19 protein-coding genes are annotated in these 24609 nt (G+C 62.6%); 4 read left to right on the top strand and 15 right to left on the bottom strand.

What is annotated here, in order from left to right; all coding sequences use genetic code 11:
* The first annotated feature begins 6 nt into the window (after window positions 1-6).
* The gene (locus JWR51_RS16450; RefSeq protein ID WP_299749828.1) at window positions 7-1962 is read left to right on the top strand and encodes a beta-galactosidase; all 1956 of its coding nucleotides are present in this window, start codon (window positions 7-9) and stop codon (window positions 1960-1962) included.
* On the opposite strand, the gene JWR51_RS16445 is transcribed toward JWR51_RS16450, so the two are convergent.
* The gene (locus JWR51_RS16445) at window positions 1931-3961 is read right to left on the bottom strand and encodes a ComEC/Rec2 family competence protein (RefSeq protein WP_299749825.1); all 2031 of its coding nucleotides are present in this window, start codon (window positions 3959-3961) and stop codon (window positions 1931-1933) included. The two genes, JWR51_RS16450 and JWR51_RS16445, sit on opposite strands and share 32 nt — an antisense overlap.
* 200 nt (window positions 3962-4161) lie before the next feature.
* Between JWR51_RS16445 and gltX the strand changes: the two genes are divergently transcribed.
* Both gltX and gltA read left to right on the top strand, forming a co-directional pair.
* A complete protein-coding gene (gltX, locus tag JWR51_RS16440) occupies window positions 4162-5580 on the top strand; it encodes a glutamate--tRNA ligase (RefSeq protein WP_299749822.1) in 1419 nt (472 codons plus the stop codon).
* Between the two features lie 154 nt (window positions 5581-5734).
* Window positions 5735-7024 (top strand): citrate synthase, encoded by a 1290-nt coding sequence (gene gltA / locus JWR51_RS16435; protein WP_299749819.1) that lies wholly within the window; start codon window positions 5735-5737, stop codon window positions 7022-7024.
* On the opposite strand, the gene JWR51_RS16430 is transcribed toward gltA, so the two are convergent.
* From JWR51_RS16430 to dnaE, 14 genes are all read right to left on the bottom strand, one after another.
* Window positions 7011-8147, bottom strand: coding sequence for a lipid-A-disaccharide synthase (locus tag JWR51_RS16430; RefSeq protein WP_299749816.1), 1137 nt, complete (start codon window positions 8145-8147; stop codon window positions 7011-7013). The genes gltA and JWR51_RS16430 overlap by 14 nt on opposite strands.
* Window positions 8140-8988: a UDP-2,3-diacylglucosamine diphosphatase LpxI gene (gene lpxI, locus JWR51_RS16425; protein WP_299749813.1), complete on the bottom strand. Its 849-nt coding sequence runs from the start codon at window positions 8986-8988 to the stop codon at window positions 8140-8142. Before lpxI ends, JWR51_RS16430 begins: the two co-directional genes overlap by 8 nt.
* Window positions 8989-9798: an acyl-ACP--UDP-N-acetylglucosamine O-acyltransferase gene (gene lpxA / locus JWR51_RS16420; RefSeq protein ID WP_299749809.1), complete on the bottom strand. Its 810-nt coding sequence runs from the start codon at window positions 9796-9798 to the stop codon at window positions 8989-8991.
* The gene (fabZ, locus tag JWR51_RS16415) at window positions 9795-10271 is read right to left on the bottom strand and encodes a 3-hydroxyacyl-ACP dehydratase FabZ (protein ID WP_299749806.1); all 477 of its coding nucleotides are present in this window, start codon (window positions 10269-10271) and stop codon (window positions 9795-9797) included. Before fabZ ends, lpxA begins: the two co-directional genes overlap by 4 nt.
* Entirely contained in the window at window positions 10268-11296 is a 1029-nt protein-coding gene (lpxD, locus tag JWR51_RS16410; RefSeq protein WP_299749803.1) for a UDP-3-O-(3-hydroxymyristoyl)glucosamine N-acyltransferase, read from the bottom strand. Before lpxD ends, fabZ begins: the two co-directional genes overlap by 4 nt.
* A gap of 73 nt (window positions 11297-11369) precedes the next feature.
* Window positions 11370-13484 (bottom strand): outer membrane protein assembly factor BamA, encoded by a 2115-nt coding sequence (bamA, locus tag JWR51_RS16405; protein ID WP_299749800.1) that lies wholly within the window; start codon window positions 13482-13484, stop codon window positions 11370-11372.
* Between the two features lie 184 nt (window positions 13485-13668).
* Window positions 13669-14817, bottom strand: coding sequence for an RIP metalloprotease RseP (rseP, locus tag JWR51_RS16400; protein WP_299749797.1), 1149 nt, complete (start codon window positions 14815-14817; stop codon window positions 13669-13671).
* A 41-nt stretch (window positions 14818-14858) separates the two neighbouring features.
* On the bottom strand, window positions 14859-15719 hold the full coding sequence (locus JWR51_RS16395) for a phosphatidate cytidylyltransferase (RefSeq protein WP_299749794.1): 861 nt from the start codon (window positions 15717-15719) through the stop codon (window positions 14859-14861).
* Window positions 15716-16477 (bottom strand): isoprenyl transferase, encoded by a 762-nt coding sequence (locus JWR51_RS16390; RefSeq protein ID WP_299749791.1) that lies wholly within the window; start codon window positions 16475-16477, stop codon window positions 15716-15718. Before JWR51_RS16390 ends, JWR51_RS16395 begins: the two co-directional genes overlap by 4 nt.
* A 33-nt stretch (window positions 16478-16510) precedes the next feature.
* A complete protein-coding gene (gene frr, locus JWR51_RS16385) occupies window positions 16511-17068 on the bottom strand; it encodes a ribosome recycling factor (RefSeq protein WP_299749788.1) in 558 nt (185 codons plus the stop codon).
* A gap of 18 nt (window positions 17069-17086) precedes the next feature.
* Window positions 17087-17806 (bottom strand): UMP kinase, encoded by a 720-nt coding sequence (pyrH, locus tag JWR51_RS16380; RefSeq protein ID WP_299749786.1) that lies wholly within the window; start codon window positions 17804-17806, stop codon window positions 17087-17089.
* A 197-nt stretch (window positions 17807-18003) separates the two neighbouring features.
* A complete protein-coding gene (gene tsf, locus JWR51_RS16375; protein WP_299749783.1) occupies window positions 18004-18936 on the bottom strand; it encodes a translation elongation factor Ts in 933 nt (310 codons plus the stop codon).
* A gap of 68 nt (window positions 18937-19004) precedes the next feature.
* Entirely contained in the window at window positions 19005-19796 is a 792-nt protein-coding gene (gene rpsB / locus JWR51_RS16370) for a 30S ribosomal protein S2 (protein WP_299749780.1), read from the bottom strand.
* 533 nt (window positions 19797-20329) lie between these two features.
* Window positions 20330-23785, bottom strand: a complete 3456-nt coding sequence (dnaE, locus tag JWR51_RS16365; protein ID WP_299749777.1) for a DNA polymerase III subunit alpha — start codon at window positions 23783-23785, stop codon at window positions 20330-20332.
* A 484-nt stretch (window positions 23786-24269) separates the two neighbouring features.
* Here dnaE and JWR51_RS16360 point away from each other — a divergent pair, with 484 nt between their 5' ends.
* Window positions 24270-24608 carry a hypothetical protein gene (locus tag JWR51_RS16360; RefSeq protein WP_299749774.1) on the top strand — a complete coding sequence of 113 codons (339 nt, stop codon included), beginning with the start codon at window positions 24270-24272 and terminating at the stop codon, window positions 24606-24608.
* Window position 24609 lies beyond the last annotated feature (1 nt).

The following is a 24609-nucleotide window of genomic DNA, read 5'->3' as shown; positions in this document are numbered from 1 at the left end:
CTCGCAATGACCCTTGCCCTCGGCGTTTGCTACTATCCCGAACATTGGCCCGAGGCGTGGTGGGAGAGCGATGCTGCGCGCATGGCCGAAGTCGGCATCAAGTTCGTGCGGATCGGGGAGTTCGCCTGGTCAAAGTTCGAACCCACGCCGGGTGACCTGCAATTCGGCTGGATCATCCGCGCCATGGATGTGCTGGGCCGGCATGGTCTGCAGGTGATCGTCGGCACGCCGACAGCGACGCCGCCACGCTGGATGATCGACAAGCACCCCGACATGCTGTCGGTGGACAAAGAGGGCCGGCAGCGCGGTTTCGGCTCGCGCCGCCACTATGATTTTTCCCACCTCGGTTATCGCGAGGAAGCCGGCAGGATTACCCGCCTCCTGGCGGATGCCGTGGGCGACCACCCGGCTTTGGCTGGCTGGCAGACCGACAATGAATATGGCTGCCACGACACGACGTATTCTTATTCGCCGGCCGCCAAGGCCGGTTTCCAGGCATGGCTGGCCGAGAAATACGGCACGGTCGACGCGCTCAACGCGGCCTGGGGCAATATCTTCTGGTCGATGGAATACAACCGCTTCGACCAGGTCGAATTGCCCAACCTGCTGGTGACCGAAGCCGCGCCGGCCCATTCGCTGGACTTCCGCCGCTATGCGTCAGCTCAGGTCGCGGCCTTCAACAAAGTGCAGTTCGATATCCTCAAGGCGCGGCGGGCCGATCTGCCGGTGATCCATAATTTCATGAGCCGCACCAGCGACTTCGATCATTATGAGGTGGCCAAGACCCTCGATATCGCCAGTTGGGACAGCTACCCGCTCGGCCACCTGGCGGTCAGCGATGAGCCCGAAGAGCTCAAGCATCAGTATATGCGCCAGGGCGACCCCGATAATGCCGCCTTCCACCATGATCTCTACCGCACCGTCGGCCATGGCCGCTGGTGGATCATGGAGCAGCAGCCGGGCCCGGTGAACTGGGCCGATTTCAATCCCGATCCCCTGCCCGGCATGGCCCGGCTCTGGGCCTGGGAAGCGTTCGCCCATGGTGCGGAAGTCGTGTCCTATTTCCGCTGGCGGCAGGCGCCGTTCGCGCAGGAGCAGATGCATGCCGGCCTGCTGCGCCCCGATAGCGAGCCGGCGCCGGCCCATGGCGAGGCCATGCAGGTGGCGCAGGAGCTGAAGGCTACGGGTATTGACGGGGTTGCCGGCAAGGCGCGCGTTGCCGTCGTCTATGATTATCAGAGCGAATGGGCATGGGAGATCCAGCCACAGGCCAAGGGCTTCTCTCATGGCGCGCATGTGCGTGCGGTGTATTCGGCTTTCCGCAAGCATGGCGTGGATATTGATATCCTGTCGCCCGATACGACGAGTTTTGCTGGCTACGATATCGTCGCCATTCCGGCGCTATTCGCCTGGAACGATGCGCTGCGCACCGCCATCGAGACCTTTGAAGGACAGTTGTTGATTGGGCCGCGCAGCGGTTCGAAGACGCAGGATTTTGCCATTCCGTCGACGCTGGCACCCGACCTGCCGCGCAATATGCTCGATTTGCGCGTCACCCGCGTGTCGTCGACCGATCCGGTGCATCAGACCCCGGTCAAGGGTGGCGGCGCCGTGCACCACTGGCGCGAGCGCGTCGAGACCGGCGGTGAAGTCATTATCGCCGACGAGGACGACCTGCCGGTGCTGGTATCGCAGGGCAAGCTGTTTTACCTCACCGCCAGCGGTAACAAGGCGCTGGTGCAGCGCGTCGTCGATTATCTGATCGCCGAGGCTGACCTGCCGGTACTGAACCTGCCGGCCGGCGTGCGCTGCCGGGTGCGCGGCGGGTTCCGCATCTATGTCAACTACGGTGCAGGCGGCGCAACGCTCAACAAGGCGGCTGATGAAGCCGGCTATGTGGTTGGCGAAGCGAGCATTCCCGGAGCGGGCGTCACTGTAGCGCGGCTCGCCACGGCCGGGTGAGATTGGGCACCGCGGGGCGGACGGCGAATTCCCCCGCGGCCGCGTCCCAGCGCAGCCATTGCACGCCGCTGTCGCGCAGGGTCTTTGAGTCGATTACCTGCGCCCCACAATAGTCGGGCGCGGGAATGCGGGCGATGACGAGATCGTTGCGCTCGCAGTCCTCGGCGAAGGCTTCGACGCTTTTGATCACCGATATCGAAAAGCGGTCATTGGCGTAAACGCAGGCGACACTGTCGCAGTGCGCGCCGGCAAGGTTCGGCGCGAAGTCCTCCTGATAATACTCGCTCCACACATCGACGGCGAAAGTGCCATCCTTGCCGGTGAGCAGACGCATGCCGCCGCCATCGCGCACCGCCACGGCTTGGGTCGTGTCGGCGATCAGCACATCCGGTCTGGTATCGAGCGCGAACAGCAAAATAGCGGGAATCGCCAGAACCGGGCCGGCGAAGCGCCAGTAGTTCTTGATGAAGGCGAACCAGGCCATCGCCAGGAGGCCGATAAACAGCGCGATCGGCGTGAGTAGCGGGTTGGATTCCAGCCCGTGGCTCCAGTTGGCGACCAGCGTCGCCACGTCCATCATGCGGTCGATCCCCCAGCCCATGGCGATGAGGAAAGGCTGTTCGACTCCAAACGGCATGGCCAGCACCGAGGCAATGGCAGTCGGCATGATGATGAAGCTGACCACCGGCAGCACCAGCACATTGCTCAGCACACCGAGCGGCGCGGTCTGCTGGAAGTGATAGGCTGAGAACAGCAGCGTGGCGGTGCCGGCGATCAGGCTGGTCAGTGCAGCGACCCAGACATGGTTGATCGACCGGCCGATCCAGCCCCTGCCCTCCACCGGCGGCTTGCGCGGCAATTCGTACACCCCGATCAGCGCCACCACGGCCGCGAACGACAGTTGGAAGCTGGCGCGGAAGACGCTGGCGGGATCGATAATGATAATCGCCAGGGCCGCAATCGCGACATTGCGCATAGTCAGCGCCCGGCGTCCGGCCAGGATCGCGCCGAAGATTAGCCCTAGCATCAGGGTCGAGCGGAGGGCGGGGACATTGGCGAGGCCGCCAGCCAGCAAGAGATAGAAGCACGCCGCCAGAATACCGCCGACAGCAGCGATCTTCTTGATCGGCAGGCGCTGTGTCCAACCGGACATCGCGGCCAAAACCCAGCGCAGCAGAAAGAATACGCCACCTGCAACCAGCGAAAGGTGCAGGCCCGAAATCGAATAGATATGGGCCAGCCCCGACGTCGCCATGACATCGCGGGTCTCGTCGGAAATCAGGCTTTGATCGCCCATCACCATGGCGTCGCCGATTGCCGCCGATGAGCCGGTCAGCACGTGGCCGATACGAGCGGCGATGGATCGGCGCAGCCCCTCGATTGCGCGGGTGGGATCGAAGCTGGAACCGCTGGAGACTAAAGCCAAGCCGCTGGTGACATTTCCGTAAGCGCCGATGCCGGCGAAATAGCCGTGGAACTGACTATCGAAGGCGCCGGGCAATACCGGGCCGGGAATAGGCGCGAGCCGCAGCTTACCCTCAATGACGTCGCCGGGCGCTAACGGCGGATCGGCGCCGATCAGCAGCCGTGCCCGCGTCACGCCGGCCGGCTTGGTATCGCCGACCGGGACCAGATGGGAAACCACGATACGACGCTGGGTTTCCGTCTGCGACAGGATTTCGTCCACGGTCGCCTGGTATTGTCCATAGACCGGAAATTTCAGCATCGGTGTGCCGAACAGCATGCCGTGGATCGGCAGCATGCACACGCCGGCCCAGATCGCCGAAACCAACAGCAGGACGCGAAACCGCGCTATTTGCGGCAGGGAGCCAACAAGAAATCCAGCAAGCAGGATTGCCACGCCGAGCAAGGCCCATGAATTCGGCTCGAATGCCACCTGGCTGTAGGCCACCATCCCGCCGATAACGCAGAACGGCAGCAGCACAAACAGCCGCCGCGTCTCGACGGCCTCGACCACGGCACCGCGCGCTGAAAGCACAATGCGACGCCATAACGGAACTGTCGCCGCCGGCAATCGCCCCGGACGCACGACAAGCGCACCCGGCGGCCTGACTGGTGCCGGCAGCTCGGTGGTCTCCAGCGTTTCCGCGCTCAGCACCGGCCTGCCCCCCGCCCTTGCGCTCATGCACCCCTATGCTACACACGGCACCGAAACTCGTCCAACCGTTCCGGTCTTTTATGTCTCAGGTCGTCACTCGCTTCGCCCCCTCGCCCACCGGCTATCTGCACATCGGCGGTGCCCGCACGGCGCTGTTCAGCTGGGCCTATGCCCGCAAGATGGGCGGCAAGATGCTGCTGCGCATTGAGGACACCGACCGCGAACGCTCCACCGAAGCCGCCGTCGAGGCGATCAAGGACGGCCTGAGCTGGCTCGGCCTGCATTGGGATGGCGACGCGATCAGCCAGTTCGGCCGCGCCTCGCGCCATGCCGAAATTGCCCATGAGCTGATCGCACGCGGCCATGCCTACAAGTGCTATTGCTCGCCCGCCGAGCTGGACCAGATGCGCGAAGAGGCCCGCGCTGCCGGCAAACCGCCGCGCTACAACGGCTATTGGCGCGACCGCGACCAGTCCGAGGCACCCGCCGGCGTCGCCCCAGTCATCCGCATCAAATCGCCATTGAGCGGCGATATCGTTGTGCATGACCACGTGCAGGGCGAGGTGGTGTTCAAGGCCGAAAATCTCGACGATTTCATTATCCTGCGTTCTGACGGGACGCCGACCTATATGCATGCCGTGGTCGTGGACGACCATGACATGGGCGTCACCCACATCATTCGCGGCGACGATCACCTGACCAATGCCGCCCGGCAGATCGTGGTCTACAACGCCATGGGTTGGGACATCCCCGAGATGGCCCATATTCCGCTGATCCACGGGCCGGATGGCGCCAAGCTCTCCAAGCGCCACGGTGCACTGGGTGTCGAGGCCTATCGCCAGATGGGCTACCTGCCCGAGGCCCTGCGCAATTATTTGGCACGGCTGGGCTGGTCGCATGACGACGACGAGATTTTCTCCAGTGACCAGATGATCGAGTGGTTCAGCCTCGACGGCCTCAATAAGGGTGCCGCGCGGTTCGACTTCGTCAAGCTCGAGAGCATCAACGGCCACTACATCCGCGAGGCAAAGCCGGACTACCTCTATGGCGTGATGATCGCGCTGGCCGAGGAAGTTGGCCGGCTGGCGGACCTGGAGGGGCTGACCGCCAACAAGGCGACGGTACTGGCCGCCCTGCCCGAGCTGCAGCCGCGTGCCAAGACCATTCTCGAGCTGATCGACCTGGCACAATTCATCTATGCGTCACGTCCGTTGCCTATCGATAGCGCGGCCTCGGCATTGCTGACGCCGGACGCTCGGTCCGTGCTCGGCGATGTGCGGGACCTGCTGATTGGGTTGAACGATTGGAGCGTGGAAGCGATCGACGCGGCGATGCGCACCCTGGCCGAGGCCAAGGGGCTGAAGCTGGGCAAGCTGGCCCAGCCGTTGCGCGCGGCGCTGACCGGACGCACAGTGTCGCCAGGGATTTTCGAGGTGATGGTTTTGATTGGCCGGGACGAAAGCCTGGCCCGCCTGGGGGACCAGATCGACACGAAATAATGACAGTTAGGTGGGTAAGGAATGCTTACCCATCAATTGCTTCGAATGGGCAAAAGCTGATACCTCAGGAGCAGCCCATGCCTAAGCCATGTTTGCCGGCCCAACTCAACGAAACTCCTTTCCTATTGGGTTGCGGGCCATCGAGGAGAGCTGAATGACCGACAAAGTCGCCAAACTCGTCATCGGGGATCAGTCCTACGAATTTCCGGTTCTGTCCGGGTCCGTCGGGCCGGATGTCATCGACATCCGATCGCTTTACGCCAAGACCGGCATGTTCACCTACGACCCCGGATTTACCTCCACGGCCGCTTGCGACAGCTCCATCACCTATATCGATGGCGACAAGGGCGAACTGCTGTATCGCGGCTATCCGATCGACCAGTTGGCCGCCAAGAGCAATTACCTCGAAGTGTGCTACCTGCTGCTGTACGGCGAACTGCCGAGCAAGACGCAGCTCAAGGACTTCGAAGAAGTCGTGACGCACCACACCATGGTGCACGAGCAGATGCACTACTTCTATCGCGGCTTCCGTCGCGACGCCCATCCGATGGCAGTCATGACCGGCGTGGTCGGCGCCATGGCGGCGTTCTATCATGACTCCACGGACATCAACGATCCGCAGCAGCGCGAAATCGCCTCGATCCGCATGATCGCCAAGATGCCGACGATCGCCGCGATGGCGTACAAGTATTCGGTGGGCCAGCCCTTCGTCTACCCGCGCAACGACCTGGATTACGCGTCCAATTTCCTGCACATGTGCTTTTCGGTGCCGGCCGAGCAGTACAAGGTGAACCCGGTCATCGCCAAGGCGATGGACCTGATCTTCACCCTGCATGCCGATCACGAGCAGAACGCTTCGACCTCGACGGTTCGGCTGGCCGGTTCGTCCGACGCCAATCCGTTTGCCTGTATCGCGGCTGGCGTGGCGTGCCTCTGGGGCCCTGCTCATGGCGGCGCCAACGAGGCGGCGCTCAACATGCTCAAGGAAATCGGCACCGTCGATCGCATTCCTGAATTCATCGCCCGCGCCAAGGACAAGAATTCCGGCTTCAAGCTGATGGGCTTCGGTCATCGCGTCTACAAGAACTTCGATCCGCGCGCCACGGTCATGCAGGCGACGGCCAAGGAAGTGCTGGCTCTGCTTGGGGTCGAGAATAATCCAATCCTGCAGGTGGCGCAGGAACTGGAAAAGATCGCGCTCGAGGATCAGTACTTCATCGATCGCAAGCTTTACCCAAATGTCGATTTCTATTCGGGCATTATCCTTGAGGCTATCGGCTTCCCCACATCGATGTTCACCGTGCTGTTCTCGGTCGCCCGTACGGTCGGCTGGATCGCGCAGTGGAAGGAAATGATCGCCGATCCGCAGAAGAAGATCGGCCGCCCGCGCCAGCTCTATAATGGCTCGCCGGCCCGCGACTACGAAGCGATCAGCGCCCGCTGATCTGCCAATGACCGAGGACCCGGTCCGCCGGGTCCTGCCGGGGCGCATCTTCAGTGCCGCGCTCCATCAAGTCCGCAAGCTCGCCAAAGGCCGCAATCTGGTCTTGGCGGGCTTTTTTGTTGTCGAGCAGGCGCAGCGCCGCGGCCTTGAGCGTGTCCGGCTCCGGCGCTGTGGTGATCAACTCATCGGTGACGATACGGCCCAGCACGATATTGGGCAGGCCGACCTGCGGGCGGCCGATGCGGTCGAACTCGCGCGCCTGCGGGGTGTCCAGAACATAGACGACGACCATGGGGACCCGCGCCAGCGCTAGCTCCAACGTCGCGGTGCCCGAGACCGACAGCGCCAGCACGCTTTGCTGGTAGAGCGCGCGCCGCTCCGCGCGGTTGGCGACGATGGTCACCGGCACCGGCAAATTGGCGGTCTCCGCGCGTAGTCGTGCCTCCAGCGATCTTAGGGTGGGAATGAAGAAGCCACTGACGGCGGGATGGCCGGCCAGTTGCGCGGCGACCTGACCCAGCAAGGGCAGATGGCGACGCAGTTCGCCATTGCGACTGCCTGGCAGGAGAGCGACCAAACCCCGGTCGGTGCCGGCCGATGTGGGGATACCTTCGGCGAGCGAGGGGTGGCCGACATAGTGTGTCGACGGGCCTTCGAGCCGCGTCATCACCGCTGGCTCGAAGGGCAGGACCGCGAGCACTTCGTCGAACAGCGGCGCTAGCGCCTTGGCCCGATGCGGGGCACGGGCCCAGACGCTCGGGGCGACATAGAGCAGGATCGGGTGGGTGAAGCCGAGGGCTTTAGCGCGCTTGGCTAGGCGCTTCGAGAAATCCTGCGCATCGACCAGCACGACGATATCGGGATTGCTGGCGACGATTGCGCGCGCCGTCTGTTCGATGCGCCACAGCAATAGCGGCAGGCGCAGCAGCACGTCCGTCAGACCCATGACGGCCAGGTCGCTCATGGGGAATAGCGGGCGCAGTCCCTGCCCGATTAATTCATCACTACCGACACCGGACAGTGTCACATCGACTTTGGCACGCAGGCGCATCACCAGATCGGCGGCGATGCGGTCGCCGGACGGCTCGCCGGCCAGGATGAACAGCTTGAGCGGTTCAGCCATCGATGAGCCTCAGGCCGACAACGCTGATGCCAAGGCGATGGGCGGCTTCGATGAGGTCGGTGCGCTGCAGCAACAGGCTATTGCCTGCCTCGACGGAGATCGCCGCAATGCCGGCTTCGGCGCAATTGACGACGGTCTGCGGGCCGATGGCCGGCATGTCGGCGAAGCTAGGTTGTTGCGGTTTGACGGCCTTGGCCAGAATCAGCCGCGCGTCGCCATCGCCGGCCAGGCCCTGCCGTTTCAATTCGCCGGCCCGGGCAATCAGCGCATCGGTGCCGCCGATGTCCTCGACGGCTAGCACGCGGTGGCCGGATACGATGGCCGCCTGGCCGATGTCGAGCGCGCCGATGGCGCGGGCGGTCCGCAGCGCGAATTGCGCGAAACCGATCTCGTCGGCGGACAGGACCGGTCCGGCGATCACGCCTTCGGGCGCCAGCAATTCGGGTGCGATCTCGTGGATGCCGACCAGGTCGGCACCGGTCATTTTCTTGAGCACGCTGCCCAATGCGGCCAAGGTTGCATCTCCGACGGGAGCGGCATGGGCCGGTCCGGCGGGGGCATCCTTGTTGGCGAAGCGGATGAGGCCCTCGCGGGTCTTGTCGGAGAGGTGGACGCCGCCGGCCATGATGATGTGGGTGGTACGGAAAATCTTGAGTGACCAGATGATGGCGAGCGGATTGCCGACATCGACCCCGATGACCTTGACCTTGGTCACGTCATTGCGCGGCTCCAGCGTCAGCACCTGCACCTTGTAGCCGGCGGCCAGGGCCGCATCGACCGCATAAGGCGCCAGCATTCCGGTGCCCGCGAAGATCGAAAGCCGTCCCGTCGCCTTGGCCATTTATTCGGGCGCGTGGCCGTTGCGCGGAATCAGGATCGGCCGGTCGGATGCGGCAACGATGAATTTCACCACGTCCTGCACCAGCGCGTCGTTCTTGAATAGCTCGGCGGCGTCCTCGACCCGTTCACGTAACGTGCCCTCGCTGGCGAAGATCATCCGGTAAGCCGCGCGCAGCCGGTGAATGGCCTCGCGGTCGAACTTGCGGCGCTTGAGGCCGACCAGGTTGAGTCCGGCCAGCGACGCCCGATTGCCCAGCGCCATGCCATAGGGGATTACATCGCCATCGATCATCGACTGCGCGCCGATAAAGGCATGGGGGCCAACCCGGGTGAACTGATGCACCACCGCCATGCCGCCAAAAGTGACGTTGTCACCGACCACGACGTGGCCGGCCAAGCCGACGTAATTGGCCATGATGACGTTGTTGCCGATGATGCAGTCATGGGCCACGTGGGCACTGGCCATCAGCAGGCAGTCATTGCCGATCTTGGTCAGCATGCCGCCACCGGCCGTGCCCGGGTTGATGGTTACCGCCTCGCGGATGATGCAGCGCTCGCCGATTTCCAGCCGCGAGGCCTCGCCGGCATATTTCCGATCCTGCGGCTCGTGGCCGACCGAGGCGAAGGGGAAAATGCGCGAGCCGGCGCCGATTTCGGTATGGCCGTCGATAGTGACGTGAGAAACCAGTTCCACATCGTCATGCAGCACGACATGGTCGCCGATGATGCAGAATGGGCCGACCTTGACCCCAGCCCCGAGTTTGGCGCCTGATCCGACGATGGCCGTCGGATGAATCGTCGCCGTCGTCACAGGGGAACCCCAACGATCATCGCGGTGATCTCGGCTTCGGCGATGATGATGCCGTCGACAATGGCCTTAGCCTGGTAGCGGCCGACATTGCGCCGGCGCTGAATCTTGGCGATGTGGAATTCGATCTTGTCGCCGGGGCCAGCCGGCTTGCGAAACTTGGCTTTGTCCACGCCCAGCATGAGCACGATATTCTTGCGGTCGCCGCTTGAATCGTGGGCGATGACGATGGCGCCGGCCGTCTGGGCCATGCCTTCGATGATCAGCACGCCAGGAAAAATCGGGTTTTCAGGAAAGTGGCCCTGGAAGATAGGCTCGTTGAACGTCACGTTCTTGATGCCGATGGCGGTTTCGTCGCCGTCGATCTCGATGATCTTGTCGATCATCAGCATTGGATATCGATGGGGCAGGCTTTTGAGGATCTCGGCGATGCTCATCGCTGTGAGCTCTTTGCTCGCGGTCGATAGATCGGTCATTGCCGCTTGTCCCCTTTTGATAGTTTTCGCATGGCGGCGATTTCGCGCCAGAAGTCTCTTATATCCTGCGCCGGAGCCCCGGCAAGCTTGGAGCCGGGCGGCCAGTTCTTGGTCACGGCAGCGCGGCCATGCACCACCGAGCCGGCGCCGATGGTCAGGTGCCCGGAAGTGCCGGTGCCGCCGCCCATGAGCACGCCATCGCCGATAATGGTTGAGCCTGAGAGGCCAGTCATCGCAGCGATCAGGCAATTGCGGCCGATGCGGCAATTGTGGCCAATCTGGACCAGGTTGTCGATCTTGGTGCCCTCACCCAGGACGGTGTCGCCCAGCGCGCCACGGTCGATCGTCGAATTGGCGCCGATCTCGACGCGGTCCTGCACGATGACGCGGCCGAGCTGGGGAATCTTGCGGTTGGACTGGCCATGGTCGAGCCAGCCAAAGCCCTCGGTGCCGATCCGCACGCCGGAGTGGATCGTCACGCCGTTGCCGATATGGGCGCAATCGATCGTGGTATTGGCGGCGATGATGCAGTTGCGGCCGATGGTGACGCCGGCGCCGATGACGGTATTGGCGCCGATAATGGTCTGGCGGCCGATTTCGACGCCTGCGCCGATCACCACATTGGCGCCCAGCACCACGTCGCGCTCCAGCAGCGGTGGCTCCAGATCGGTGCTCTGTGCGGCAATCACCGAGCGGGTGCTGTCCGGATAGAGAACGTCGAGAATATCGACAAACAGCTGGTGCGGACGATCGACGACCAGCGCCCGGCTCTGCGCGGGCACCGCATCGGCGAGGCCCGCCGCTATGATGACGAGCCCGGCGGAGGTGCCGCGCAGCTCTTCGACATAGTTGAGGTGGGCGGCCAGTGCCAGATCGCCGGGCGCGGCGAGGTCCAGTTCGGCGACACCCTGGATTTCGAAATCCTCACCACCGAGGCTGGCCAGGGCTTCGCTCCAGCCGGCCGCGGCCAGAATGATGCTCAGCTTGGCTGGGCCGGCAAAGCGGTGAAAACGGGTATCGACCATGGTGTCACTCAAAAACAATCGAGCCGCGGCGCTACCGCCCCGCGGCTCGATAAATCTACTTACGCAATGGCGTCTACAGCAAGGTCGACAGGGTCAACTGGAACACCTGGGTACGATCGGTGCTCGACTTGCCAAGCACGTGGGCGAAGTCGCCACGCAGTGGGCCGAATGGCGAGTCCCAGAGCAGCGAGGCACCGATCGAAGTCCGCCATGGCGTATCCACGCTGCCCGCCTCGACGGTGTTGGCACCGAAGTCCGGCAGACCATCCACCCAGGCGGCATCCGCCCAGATTGCGCCGCTCAGGCCGTAGCTTTCCGGCAGGATCGGGAGCGGGAACTGGATTTCGGCCGAAACGCCAGCATACATGGTGGCGCCGAGATATTCGCCGGTCGTCAGGCGCGGCCCGAGGCCACGACCCTGGAACCCACGGATCAGCGAGCCGCCCGGATTGAAGGCTTCCACTGGGCTGACGCCATTGTCGCTCAGGTCGTTGATCACACCGGCCTGGCCCCGGATGCTCGCCACGATGCCGCTGTCATCCATCAGTGGGATGAAATATCGGCCCTTGGCTTCGGTTTTGATCAGGCTGTGATCCCAACCGATATACTGCTGCGTGAACGTCGCATAAAGGCCTTCGGTCGGCTTCTTGACGTTATCGACGCCATTCCAGGTCAAAGTGTAGCCCACGAAGGCTTTGTAATATTCGTGGCCATCCACAACCAGGGTAGACGCAGGACCTTCCTCGTCGACGATGACCTTGCGTTCGCCACCGGCAAAGACGGTTGCGGACAGATCACGGGTAAGCGGTACGCCGAAGCGCAACTGGCCACCGGTCGACTGCGAGCCGTAGAAGTTCGTGTCGGATTCGTCGTTGATGCGGTGATAGGCATCGACGCCGGCAGACACTTTCAGGCCCATGAAGCGAGGATCGGTGAACGAGAAGTCGAAGGTGCGACCATTCTGCGAGGCACCGACAGCGGCACGCAGATACTGGCCACGGCCAAGGAAGTTACGCTCGGTCAGCGACAGTTCGCCCAGGACGCCGTCAGAGGTCGAATAGCCGGCGGTTGCGCCGTAATCGCCGGTCGACTGCTCGGTCACCGCGATGTTGATCACGACCTTGTCGGGCGAAGAGCCAGCCTGGGTGGTGATGTCGACAGCGGAGAAGAAGCCGAGGTCCTGGATCGAGGTACGACCACGAACGACCATCGAACGGTTGAAGGGGTCGCCTTCGGCAAACTCCAGCTCACGGCGGATCACGAAATCGCGGGTCTTGGTATTGCCGGTGATGTTGATGCGCTCAACATAGACGCGCGGGCCCTCGTCAACCAGGTAGGTGACGTTGAACTTGCGATTGGTCACGTCGCGATCGAGGCGAGCCCGGACGTCGGCGAAGGAATAGCCCTGCGAAGTGGCCTCGTAGGACATGTCCTCGATGGTCTTCTGCAGGTCGGCAATCGAATAGCGGCTGCCCTGCCCGGTCTGGACGGTGCCGGTCAGCACGTTGGTGTTCAAGCCGTTGATGCTGGTCTCGATGCCAACATTGCCGAAAGCGTATTTCTCGCCTTCGTTGACGGTGAAATTGATGAAGTAGTCGTTGCGGGCCGCGTCGTACTCGCCGACCGAGGTCACCTGCGCGTCAGGATAGCCATGGGTGGCGTAGTAGAGGCGAACGCGTTCGCGATCGACCGCGAGCTTCTGCTCGTCATAGCCGTCGTCCTTGAACAGCCAGCTCAGGAAACCGGTTTCCTTGGTCAGCAGCGTGCCCTTGAGGGTGCCGGCATTGACCGCGTTGTTACCAGTGAAATTGATTGCAGCGATGCCGGCGCGATCACCTTCGTTGACGACGAAGGTAACGCGGACGCGGCCATCGGGGATGGTTTCGGTCTTGGCGGTGACGCCAACGGAGCGATAGCCATCCTTGTCATAAGCCTGACGGATGCTCTCGATGTCGGAGGCCAGACGCGCCTGGGTGAAGATGCCGGATGCAGAGACATCCACCATGGTCAGGAGCTGTGCGTCCGAGAAGCGCTTGTTGCCGTCGAACAGCACCGAGCCGACCAACTGCTCCTGCGCTTGCGCCATGGCGGTGCCGAGGACTGGAATACTGGTGCCGGCCAATGGCGCAGCGCCCAGGATTGCCAGCGCAAAGAACACGCCGCGCATCAGCTTGGTAGGGTGGATCATCGTTTTTATTGCCTTCTGCGACCTGCCCGGGGAATCGCCATGCACAGCGCTCCCCCAAGCTAACTCCATTGAACTGTTTTACTGTTTTTTTAACCACAGACAAGGAGCATGCCTCGTCGCGGTTAGTAAATGATTGGCGGCCTTGTATTCGTGCAACACCTTGCCAACCAAGGTTAACAATGACTTAACTGAGGGTTCTGAGGTACGCGAACAATGTGTCGTTGAACAGCGTAAACACCGTCAACGCCAGCACCAGCGCGAAGCCAAAGCGGAATCCGATCTCCTGAACCTTCATGCTCAGCGGCTTCCGCCGCGCAGCTTCGATCAGGTAGTACAGCAAGTGCCCGCCGTCGAGCATGGGTACGGGTAAAAGGTTGAAAATTCCGATATTCAGCGACAAGAGCGCTGTCAGATTGATCAGCGCCACCACGCCCAGGGTCGCAACCTCGCCGGAAACCTTGGCTACCTTGACCGGTCCCCCGAGCTGCTCGACATCGCCGCGGCCGACAAAGAAATCGCCCAGGAAGGCGCCCGTGCGCTGCACGATGAAGCGGATTTCCTCGACGGTCATGCCCATGGCCTCGACCGGGCCGGGCCGGTAGAGGGTGACATCGTTATCGGCGACATCGCGGCTGACGCCGATGCGCCCGATTCGCTGGTTATTGCCGAAACGGTCCTGCACTTCGACCGCCTCGGGCGTCAAAGTCAGCGTTTGGGGGGCGCCGTTGCGCTCGATGGCGAGGCTTACCTGGCGCGCCGGGCTGGTGGCGACAAACCGTTGAAAATCCTCGAAACCGCGGACCACATAGCCATCGACGGCGATGATGGTGTCGCCAGCCTCGAGCCCAGCCTGCTCCGCCACAGAGCCAGCGGTCACCGCGGTGATCACCGGCGGAATAGTGTAGCGGCCATAGCCAAGCAGCAGCGCGTAGAGGATGACGAAAGTCAGGATCACATTGGCAAGCGGGCCGGCGACGACCACGGCGATGCGCTGCCAGACGTTCTTGTTGACGAACAGATGCGGGGCCAATTCCGGATCGGCGTTTTCCACAGCGTCTGGGTCCGGCACGCTGGCGGCATTCATGTCACCGACGAAGCGGACATAGCCGCCCAAGGGAATCGCCGAAATTTTCCAGCGGGTGCCGTGCTTGTCGTCCCAGCCGACCAGTTCGGGGCCGAAGCCGATCGAGAAGGTCGCAATGGCGATGCCATTCCAGCGTGCCACCAGGTAGTGGCCCATTTCATGGACGAAGACGATTACCGTCAGCACGACCAGGAACGGCAGCACATAGGACAGGAGCCAGGGAACGAAGGCGAGCACTGAAGCGAACATGGTCTTCCTTATCGGCGGTGATCACCGCGCGGGATGCGGTATCACCAGAACAGCAGGCCCTCTGCCACGGCGCCAAAACCGGCATGCAGCGTGCCCAGCAGCAGCACGAACAACACGCCAAATGTGAGGCTGTCGAGCCGATCCATCAGGCCGCCATGTCCGGGAATGATATCGCCGCTGTCCTTGATCCGGAAGTGGCGCTTTGCCGCGCTCTCGCTGAGGTCGCCCAACTGGCCGAGAATACTGATGATGGCGGATATGATCAGGCCGATCCACCACGGCGAATCGGTGGCGATAATCCAGACGATCAGGCCAGCAGTGGTGCCCAGCGACAGCCCGCCCAATGCACCGGACCAGGTCTTGGAGGGCGAGATATCGGGCGCCAGCTTTTCGCCGCCGATCTGGCGTCCGGCGAAGAACGCCGCCGAATCGGTGCCCCACACCACGGTGCCGAGATAGACGCCGGCCCACACCCCATTGAGATTGGTGCCGCGCATGGCCAGGACTGCGACCACGATCGCGCCCATAAGCACCAGGCCGCCAACGCGCCAGAGGACGCCTTCCCCTCGAACCGCCAGCGCGATGAGGCAGGCCAAGGCGATGACCCAGGCAGTGCCGGCCATGCCCCAAAGCGGATAGAGGGGCGCCGAAATCGCCACCAGGGCGATCAACACCATGCCGGTCGGCGTCAGCGGCTTGCGGGTGACCATGGTCTCCCACTCGCGATACACGCCGGCAAAGACGATGCCGACGACCAGGGCAAACAGATATCCCCCCAGATAGAGGGTCGTGGCGGTGATGGCGATCAGGACCAGTGCCGAACCGACGCGGGGGCCAAGATCGGCCCAGTTACGGCGACGATTGGGAGTTGGGTCGGCAGCGGGATCGCCGGGATTGGTCAAGGCGATTTCGCCTCGATGCCACCATAGCGCCGGTCGCGCAGGGAGAAGGTTTCGAGTACGCGAAGGAAGCTGGCCTCGTCGAAATCGGGCCAATATTCGTCCACGAAGACGAATTCCGAATAGGCGGCCTGCCAGAGCAGGAAGTTGGAGATCCGCTGTTCGCCGCTGGTGCGGATGATCAGGTCGGGGTCGGGAATGCCGTAGGTATAGAGCGCGCGCTCGACGGTGGCTTCGGTAATATCGTCGGGACTGAGCCGGCCGGCAGCCACTTCACGGGCAATCAGTCGCGTCGCGTCGGTGATCTCGGCCTTGCCGCCATAGTTGAAGGCAACGATCAAGGTCAGCCCTGTATTGGCGGCCGTCTTGGCCTCCACATCGTCGATCAGGCGGATCAGCGAGGGCTCAAGGCCGGCGCGCGAGCCGATGATGCGCACCTTTACATTGTTGCGAATCAGCTTTTGCAAATCAGATGCAACAAACCGGCGCAGCAGATTGAAGATGAAAGCGATTTCATCGCGCGGACGGGTCCAGTTCTCGGACGAGAAACTGAACACCGTCAGGTTGGCGACGCCGTAATTGATACACAGTTCGACCAGATTGCGCAGCGCCTTGACGCCCTCGATATGGCCTTCGGTGCGCAGCTTGCCGCGGGCCTTGGCCCAGCGGCCATTGCCGTCCATGATCATGCCGATATGTGCGGGAATGCGCAGGCGCGGACGCTGCGCGGGTTCGGCGTTGATGGCGGAGTCGCTGGACATCTACGCCCTCCCGGCGCAGCTGGTCATGAGGTCCTAGACCTGCATGATTTCTGCTTCTTTGGCCGCTACCAGCGCATCGACCTCGGCCACATGTGCGTCGGTGGTCTTCTGGACCACGTCAGTTTGTACACGCGCATCGTCCTGGCTCATATCGCCATCTTTCTCCGCCTTCTTGAGCGCATCCATGCCGTCGCGGCGGATGTGGCGGATGGCGACGCGGGCCGCCTCGGCATAGTTGTGGGCGACCTTGGTTAAGTCGCGGCGGCGCTCTTCGTTCAGTTCGGGCAGCGGCACGCGGATCACCTGCCCCTCCCCCATCGGGTTGAGCCCCAGGCCGCTGTCGCGGATGGCTTTTTCAACAGCATTGGCGAGTTGGCGATCCCAGACCTGAACGCTGAGCATGCGCGGCTCCGGCACGGTGATGGTGGCCAACTGGCTCAGCGGGGTGCGCGAGCCATAGGCTTCCACCGACACCGGCTCCAGCAAGCTGGCGCTGGCGCGGCCCGTGCGCAGGCCTATCAATTCGTCGCGCAGCGAGGCGATCGATTTCTGCATGCGGGTTTTGAGATCGTTCAGTGAATAGCCGGCCATTATCGTCTTCCTTATATCTTATAGCGGCAGGCCGACGCGCGTACTGCGCGTCTCGCCGGCCAATACGCCGGCCAAGCCTGCTTTATCTCCCAGTGCATAGACAATTATGGGCAACAAATTGTCGCGAGCAAGGGCAAATGCGGCCGTATCCATGACCTTGAGGTTCTTTCCGATGACTTCGTCATAGCTCACGGTGTCATAGCGTACGGCGTCGGGGTTCTTGTTGGGATCGTCCGAATAGACGCCATCGACCTTGGTGCCCTTGAGCAGCACGTCGCATTCGAGCTCGATCGCCTTCAGCGCCGCCGCCGTGTCGGTGGTGAAGAACGGGTTGCCAGTGCCCCCGGCACACACCACCACATAGCCTTCATCCAGCGCGGCCTTGGCGGCGCGCGCGGTAAAACTGTCGGCGACCGACGGCATGGTCAGCGCTGAAAAGACCTTGGATTTGACACCCTGGCGGGAAATGGCATTCGACAGCGCCAGCGAGTTAATCACCGTGCCGAGCATGCCCATCAGGTCGGCGGTGACCCGATCAGTGCCGCCGGCAGCCACGGCCATGCCGCGGAAAATGTTACCAGCGCCGATGACGATGGCGATCTGCACGCCGGCCTTGGAAGCATCGGCGATCTGTTCGGCCACGGAATGCAGAAATTCGGGCTCGATGCCAAATGACTGATCACCGGCCAGCGCTTCGCCCGAGACCTTGAGCAAAATACGCTTGAAAACCGGCGCCATTGGCAAACCCCTCTGGAAATTGATGATGGGGCGCCGAATCCGGCGACCGGCAGACCCTAGTGCATATGCCCGTCCAGTGGGAAGCACCGGCGAGTACGAATTGCCATCAGGTTTAAGACATTGTGCTCGATCGATACCGGTTTAGGCACCGCCCTCGGCAGAGAGCAAAAGGCGGGCCCGCGGCCCGCCTTCACCAATCAGTTCTGCTTGACGCCCGAAGTGGCGGCCACTTCGGCGGCAAAGTCGGTGACGGCCTTCTCGATGCCCTCGCCGAGCGCGAAGCGCACGAACTTGGTCAGCTTGATGGGGGCGCCAACGTCCTTTTCGGCATTCTTGATCGCGACGCCGACCTTGGTCTCGCCGTCGATCACGAAGGTCTGCGCCAAAAGCGTGACTTCTTCGAAGTACTTGCGCATGCGGCCATCGACCATCTTCTCGGCGATTTCAGCCGACTTGCCCGATTCCTTGACTTGTTCCAGGATGATGGCGCGCTCACGAGCGACAACAGTCGGGTCCAGATCAGCAGGATCGATCGACAGCGGGTTGGTCGCTGCGATGTGCATGGCCAACTGCTTGCCGAGAGCCGACAGAGCCGCCTTGTCGCCGGTCGATTCCAGACCGACGAGGATGCCCATCTTGCCCAGGCCCGGCTTGACGGCCGAGTGGACATAGCTTTCCACGACGCCGTCGGTGACCGAAACGGTCGCCGTGCGGCGCAGGTTCATGTTCTCGCCGATCTTGGCGATGGCTTCGGTGATTTCGGCCGAAACCGAATGACCCGATGCAGGGAAGGGCATTTCGCCGAGCTTGACGACGTCGCCATCGGCGTCGAGCGCCAGCTTGGCAACATTGCCGACGATGGCCTGGAACTGCTCGTTCCGCGCCACGAAATCGGTCTCGGAGTTGACTTCGACCACGGCAGCCGTGGTGCCATTGGTGGCAACCCCAACCAGACCTTCAGCGGCGATGCGGTCGGCCTTCTTGGCGGCCTTGGCCAAGCCACGGGTGCGCAGCCAGTCGACCGCGGCTTCCATGTCGCCAGCGGTTTCAGCCAGGGCCTTCTTGCAGTCCATCATCCCGACACCAGTGGCGTCGCGAAGCTGCTTGACCATTCCAGCAGTGATTTCCATAGGTTCACCTCTTGGCGGCCCCGCAACGGGGCCGCATGGTTCAATAAAACGGGGCTCGTATAGCCGTCTTAGTTGACGGTTGGTGCGGGCTCGGCAGCGGCATCGGCTTCCGGCAGCGCTTCCTCGACGGGAGCGCGTTCGGAGGCGCCCAGATCGGTGCCCATGGCGCTCGACGAGCGGCCAATGCCATCGATCGCAGCGCGCGAGACCAGCGACACATAGAGTTCCAGCGCACGGCTGGCGTCGTCATTGCCGGGGATCGCGAAATCGACGGTGTCGGGATCGCAATTGGTGTCGACGATGGCGATCACCGGGATGCCCAGGCGACGGGCCTCCTTGATCGCATTGGCTTCCTTGTTGGTGTCGATGATGAACAGCAAGGACGGCAGGTTGCCCATGTCCTTGATGCCGCCCAGGTCGCGCTCAAGACGCTCCTGCTCGCGGCTCATCATCAGGCGCTCCTTCTTGGTGCGGCCTTCGAGCTCATCTGGACCCATCGCTTCGAGTTCGCGCAGGCGCGAAATCGACTTCGAAATGGTCTGCCAGTTGGTCAGCGTACCGCCGAGCCAGCGCGAGTTGACGAAGTACTGCGCCGACGACTTGGCAGCTTCGGCGACCAGCGGAGCGGCCTGGCGCTTGGTGCCGACGAACAGCACGCGGCCGCCATCAGCAACGGTGTCGGAGATGAGCTGCAGTGCGCGGCTCAGGGCCGGCACGGTCTGGCTCAGGTCGAGAATGTGGATGTCGTTGCGAACGCCAAAAATGTAGCGTTCCATCTTGGGGTTCCAGCGGTGCTTCTGGTGACCAAAGTGAACGCCAGCTTCAAGCAATTGACGCATAGAAAATTCGGGCAGTGCCATGATGGCTGCTCCTGTTTACCGGTTGATGCCTCCACGAAGCCTTGCGACAGTTGCCTGCCACCGGATGGCAATCTGATTGAACAGATCGCCTGCCTCGTGTGTGAAATCGCGACGACACGCAGTCGAACGCAAACGCGCATATAGGGGAAATGGCGCCCAAGCGCAAGGCCGGCAGCATTCAGACCTGGTTAAGCTCAATGTCGGCGACATCTTGGCAAGCCGAACCAAACCGGTCAGGCTGCCTCTATCAGCAATCGACCCGCGTTTCAGCGTGGGGACAAGGGTGAAAACCCCCTAGCGGGAGAGGACGGGCCACGGCTCACCTCTCCCGCGCTGCTTTTGGGGGCTGCGATCCACCCAGTCCTCAGATTCGGGATATGACCAGAGCCCTATCCCCAAGCGCCCTTCCCGCGGACTTGATCCGCGGGCCACTTTCAATTCGGCGCAAACGGCAGAAGGCCCCCGGATCAAGTCCGGGAAGGGCGCTAGAGAGAGAACGGACATGCAGGCAGACGCGAAAGTCTCAAGCCGTCTCAGTGGAACCGTACGTCCATGACACCTTCCAAAGCCTTGATGCCGCCGGCGACTTCGGCGGTCAGGCGGTAGCTGCCGGGGAGTTCGATTTCGTATTCGCGGGCGCCGCCGTCGCGGATGACGACGAAGTTCACGGACCCCTCCCCGCCCCGCTTGAGCTGGGCGCTGATCGAGCCGAGAGCCTTGGAGTCGGAGGCGAACACCGTCAGCCGGCGATCGACCTTTTCGGCCACCCCCTCGATCAACTCAGCCGAGAGCAGGCGCAGGCTGATGCCCTCGGCGCGTTCATCGGCACCGACCTGCAGGATCACCGATTTGCCCGACGACAGAATGCCGCCGAACTCGTTGATCTGCTCGGAAAAGGCGATGACCTCGAAACTGCCGCTCTGGTCGCTGAGCGTCAGGATCATCATCGGCGTGCCCTTGCGGGTGCGGCGGTCCTGGCGGCCGGAAATGGTGCCGGCCAGCCGCCCCGCTGAGGCACCGTCCTTCACCGCCCGTTCGAAATCGGTCCATTTCTGCACTCGCATGCGATCGAACAGATCGGCATAGGCATCGAGCGGATGGGCGGAGAGGTGGAAGCCAATGGCCGAGAGTTCGCGATCGGCGCGCTCGGTCGTGCTCCAGGCCGCAACGCCGGCTGGCAGCTTGATGGGCTCAGGTTCCCCCGAATCGAACATGTTCCACTGTCCGGCGGTGCGTTCGGTGGTCAGCGACTGGGCCATGCCCATGACGGCCTCGATGGCGCCGAAGGCCACTTCGCGGCGCGGCACGATATCGTCGAAAGCGCCAGCATTGGCCAGCGTCTCCAGCGTACGCTTGGAGAGAATGCGCGGATCGACCCTGCGGGCGAAATCGCCCAGGTCCTTGAACGGCGTATTGCTGCGAGCCTCGACGATATGCTCGGCCACCTGCCGGCCAACACCTTTCACCGCGCAGAGGCCATAATGGATGGCCTTGTTCTTGACCGAAAAAACGGCTTCCGAGCGGTTCACGCTGGGTGCCACCAGTTCAATTTTGTTGCGCTTGGACTCGCTGCGGAATTCGGCCAGCTTGTCGGTATTGCCCATATCCAGCGTCATCGACGCCGCCAGGAATTCGTTGGGGTAATGGGCCTTGAGATAGGCCGTCTGATAGGAGACCAGCGCATAAGTTGCGGCATGGCTCTTGTTGAAGCCGTAATTGGCGAACTTGGCCAGCAGGTCGAAAATCGTGTCGGCCTGCCCCAGTTTCAGGCCATAGCGGATGCAGCCTTCCCGGAAACGCTCGCGTTGCGCGTCCATCTCCGCCTTGATCTTCTTGCCCATGGCGCGGCGCAGCATATCGGCTTCGCCGAGCGAATAGCCCGACAGGAGCTGGGCGATCTGCATCACCTGTTCCTGGTAGACGATGACGCCATAGGTCTCGTCGAGCACCTTGGAGAGGTCGGGATGTGGATATTCCACCTCCTCGCGCCCGTGCTTGCGGTCACAGAACAAGGGAATATTGTCCATCGGACCGGGGCGATAGAGCGCCACGATAGCGATGATGTCCTCGAAGCGGTCGGGCTTCATGTCCACCAGGGCGCGCCGCATGCCGGCGCCCTCGACCTGGAACACGCCAAAGCTGTCGCCGCGCGCGTAGAGGTCGTAGGTGGGCTTGTCGTCGATCGGGATATCTTCGATACGGAAGTCGCCGCCGTCCTGATTGATCATCTTGACGGCGTAATCGATGGTGGTCAGCGTCTTGAGGCCGAGGAAGTCGAACTTCACCAGGCCCGCCGCCTCGCTCCACTTCATATTGTATTGGCAGACCGGCATGTCCGAACGCGGATCGCGATAGAGCGGCGCCAGATCCTGCAGCGGCCGATCGCCAATGATGATACCGGCGGCATGGGTCGAGGCGTGGCGGAACAGGCCCTCGAGGTTCTTGGCGATGGCGACCAGTTCGCGGACGGTCTCGTCCTCCTCGGCCATCTGCTTGAACTGCGGCACCTCCGCCATGGTGCGCTCGATCGAATAGGGATCGGCTGGATTGGCCGGCACCAGCTTGCACAGCCGATCGACCTGCCCATAGGGCATTTGCAGCACGCGCCCGACGTCGCGCAGCACAGCGCGGGCCTGCAGCGTTCCGAAAGTGATGATCTGGGCGACCTGCTCGGTGCCGTACTTGGTCTGGACGTACTGGATCACCTCTTCGCGGCGATCCTGGCAGAAGTCGATGTCGAAATCCGGCATCGACACGCGTTCCGGATTGAGGAAGCGCTCGAACAACAGATTGTAGGCTAGCGGGTCGAGATCGGTAATCGTCGTCGCATAGGCCACCAGCGAGCCGGCGCCCGAACCACGACCGGGACCAACTGGAATGCCATGCGCCTTGGCCCAGCGGATGAAGTCAGCCACGATCAGGAAATAGCCGGGGAATTTCATCGACTGGATGATGCCCAGCTCGAATTCCAGCCGGTCGCGGTATTCCTGTTCGGTCTTGCCCGGCGAGGTGCCCACGGTGGCGATGCGCATGTCGAGCCCCTCCTCCGCCATCTTGCGCAGGGCGGCGGCCTCCACGGCGACGGCCTCGTCGTCGGTCAGGTCCGGCGCAGCAGCGAATTTGGGCAGAATCGGCGCGCGGGTCTTGGGCCGGTAGGCAATGCGCTGGGCGATCTCGATGGTCGAATCGAGCGCCTCCGGCAGGTCGGTGAACAGCTCGACCATTTCGGCGCGGGTCTTGAAGTAATACTGGTCGTTCAGCTTACGCCGCGCGGTCTGCGCCAGCACGGTGCCGCCCGCAATCGCCAGCAGCGCATCGTGGGCCTCGAATTCCTTGGCGGATTTGAAGAACGGCTCATTGGTGGCCACCAGCGGTATGCCGCGCCGGTAGGCATAATCGACCAGGCGCGGCTCGACCGAGGCCTCCTGCACCCGCCCGTGGCGCTGTAATTCGATATAGAGCCGATCGCCGAACAGGTTTTCCAGCCGCTCCAGCCGTTGATAGGCATGGACATCCTGCCCCGCTGCGAGGCATGCGTCGATCGCGCCTTCCGGTCCGCCGGTCAGGCAGATGATGCCATCGAGCCCATCGCGGTCCAGCCAGTCGACCTGCGCGCGCGGAGCGCCGCCGTCGCCAAGCAGATAGGCCTTGGACACGAGACGCGAGAGATTGCCGAAGCCGGTTTCGCTGCTGGCCAGCAGCACAACGCTGGATTTGGCCGAATGGGTATGGTTGCCGCGCTCATTGGTGCGCTCTTCGGTGGCGGCGAAATCGACGGCCAGCTCCACCCCGATCAGCGGCTGGATGCCCTTTTTGGCGGCCTTTTCCGAGAATTCAAGTGCCCCGAACAGATTGCCGGTATCGGCAATGCCCAGGGCCGGTTGGTGGTCGTCCTTGGCGAGCTTCAAGATCGTTTCGAGCTGCAGCGCTCCCTCGAGCAGGGAATACGCCGAATGCACATGCAGATGGATGAAGCCGGGACCGCTCATGATCGTCCTTTACCGAAGCTCTCCTTGTGACAGCCTCAGCGCCGATGCGAAATCAAATCGACGCGCAATCCACAGGGTCACACGAGTCGGGTCAGCACATCCATCCAGGTCAGCGAGCCCACGGTGAAGGCGCCGAGAGTAACGAACGCAGCGAAATCCTTGAAGAAAGTCAGCATTTCCGTCTCCTGTGTTTCCGATACGTTCTTATAAGTTCGCTATTTGTTCCTGTCTATGGAGAACTGCGTGCACAGCGGGGATTGCCGACGTTTGGTTAGGAATTCGTTAGGAGATGGCTCGCGGGTGCCGTTGCGGCGACAAGGCGCGCCAGCACGGACAGGCCAAAGCTGTGTTGGAATAGCCCTACAGTATCAAAGCCGCCGTTGTGAGCAAGAGAGCCAGGCACGCAGCAGCCTTGTTGAAATTTCGCTGGTTTTTGTGGTGTGGTGCGATCAGGTTCCACCGCTCACGCATCAGGAGGGACGCTGTGAAAGCCACGACATTGACCAAGCTCACCCGGATCCTGGGCATGCTGGGATCGGAGCATGCCGGCGAACGGGCCTCGGCGGCACTGGCCGCGCACAAGCTGGTCGGAACGCTGGATGTCACCTGGCGTGAATTGCTGGAGCATCCGCAAGCCAGCGCGAGCAAGGTCGTGGTCAAGCGCATCCACGAATACGGCATAGAGCATCACGAGGCTGCCGAGGCCCGGATGCGCCAGCTCAAGGCGGAAAACCAGAAGCTGACGGCTGAATTGAAGACCGCCCGGCGACGATTGGCGGTGATCGCCGAACAGGCTCGCAAGGCCAGCATGCAGGACGAATAGC

The organism is Devosia sp., from assembly GCF_028290625.1.
In the GTDB taxonomy this organism is placed as follows: Bacteria; Pseudomonadota; Alphaproteobacteria; order Rhizobiales; family Devosiaceae; genus Devosia.
Note: the sequence above shows the minus strand (reverse complement) of the source record. Positions and strands in the feature narration are given on the sequence as shown.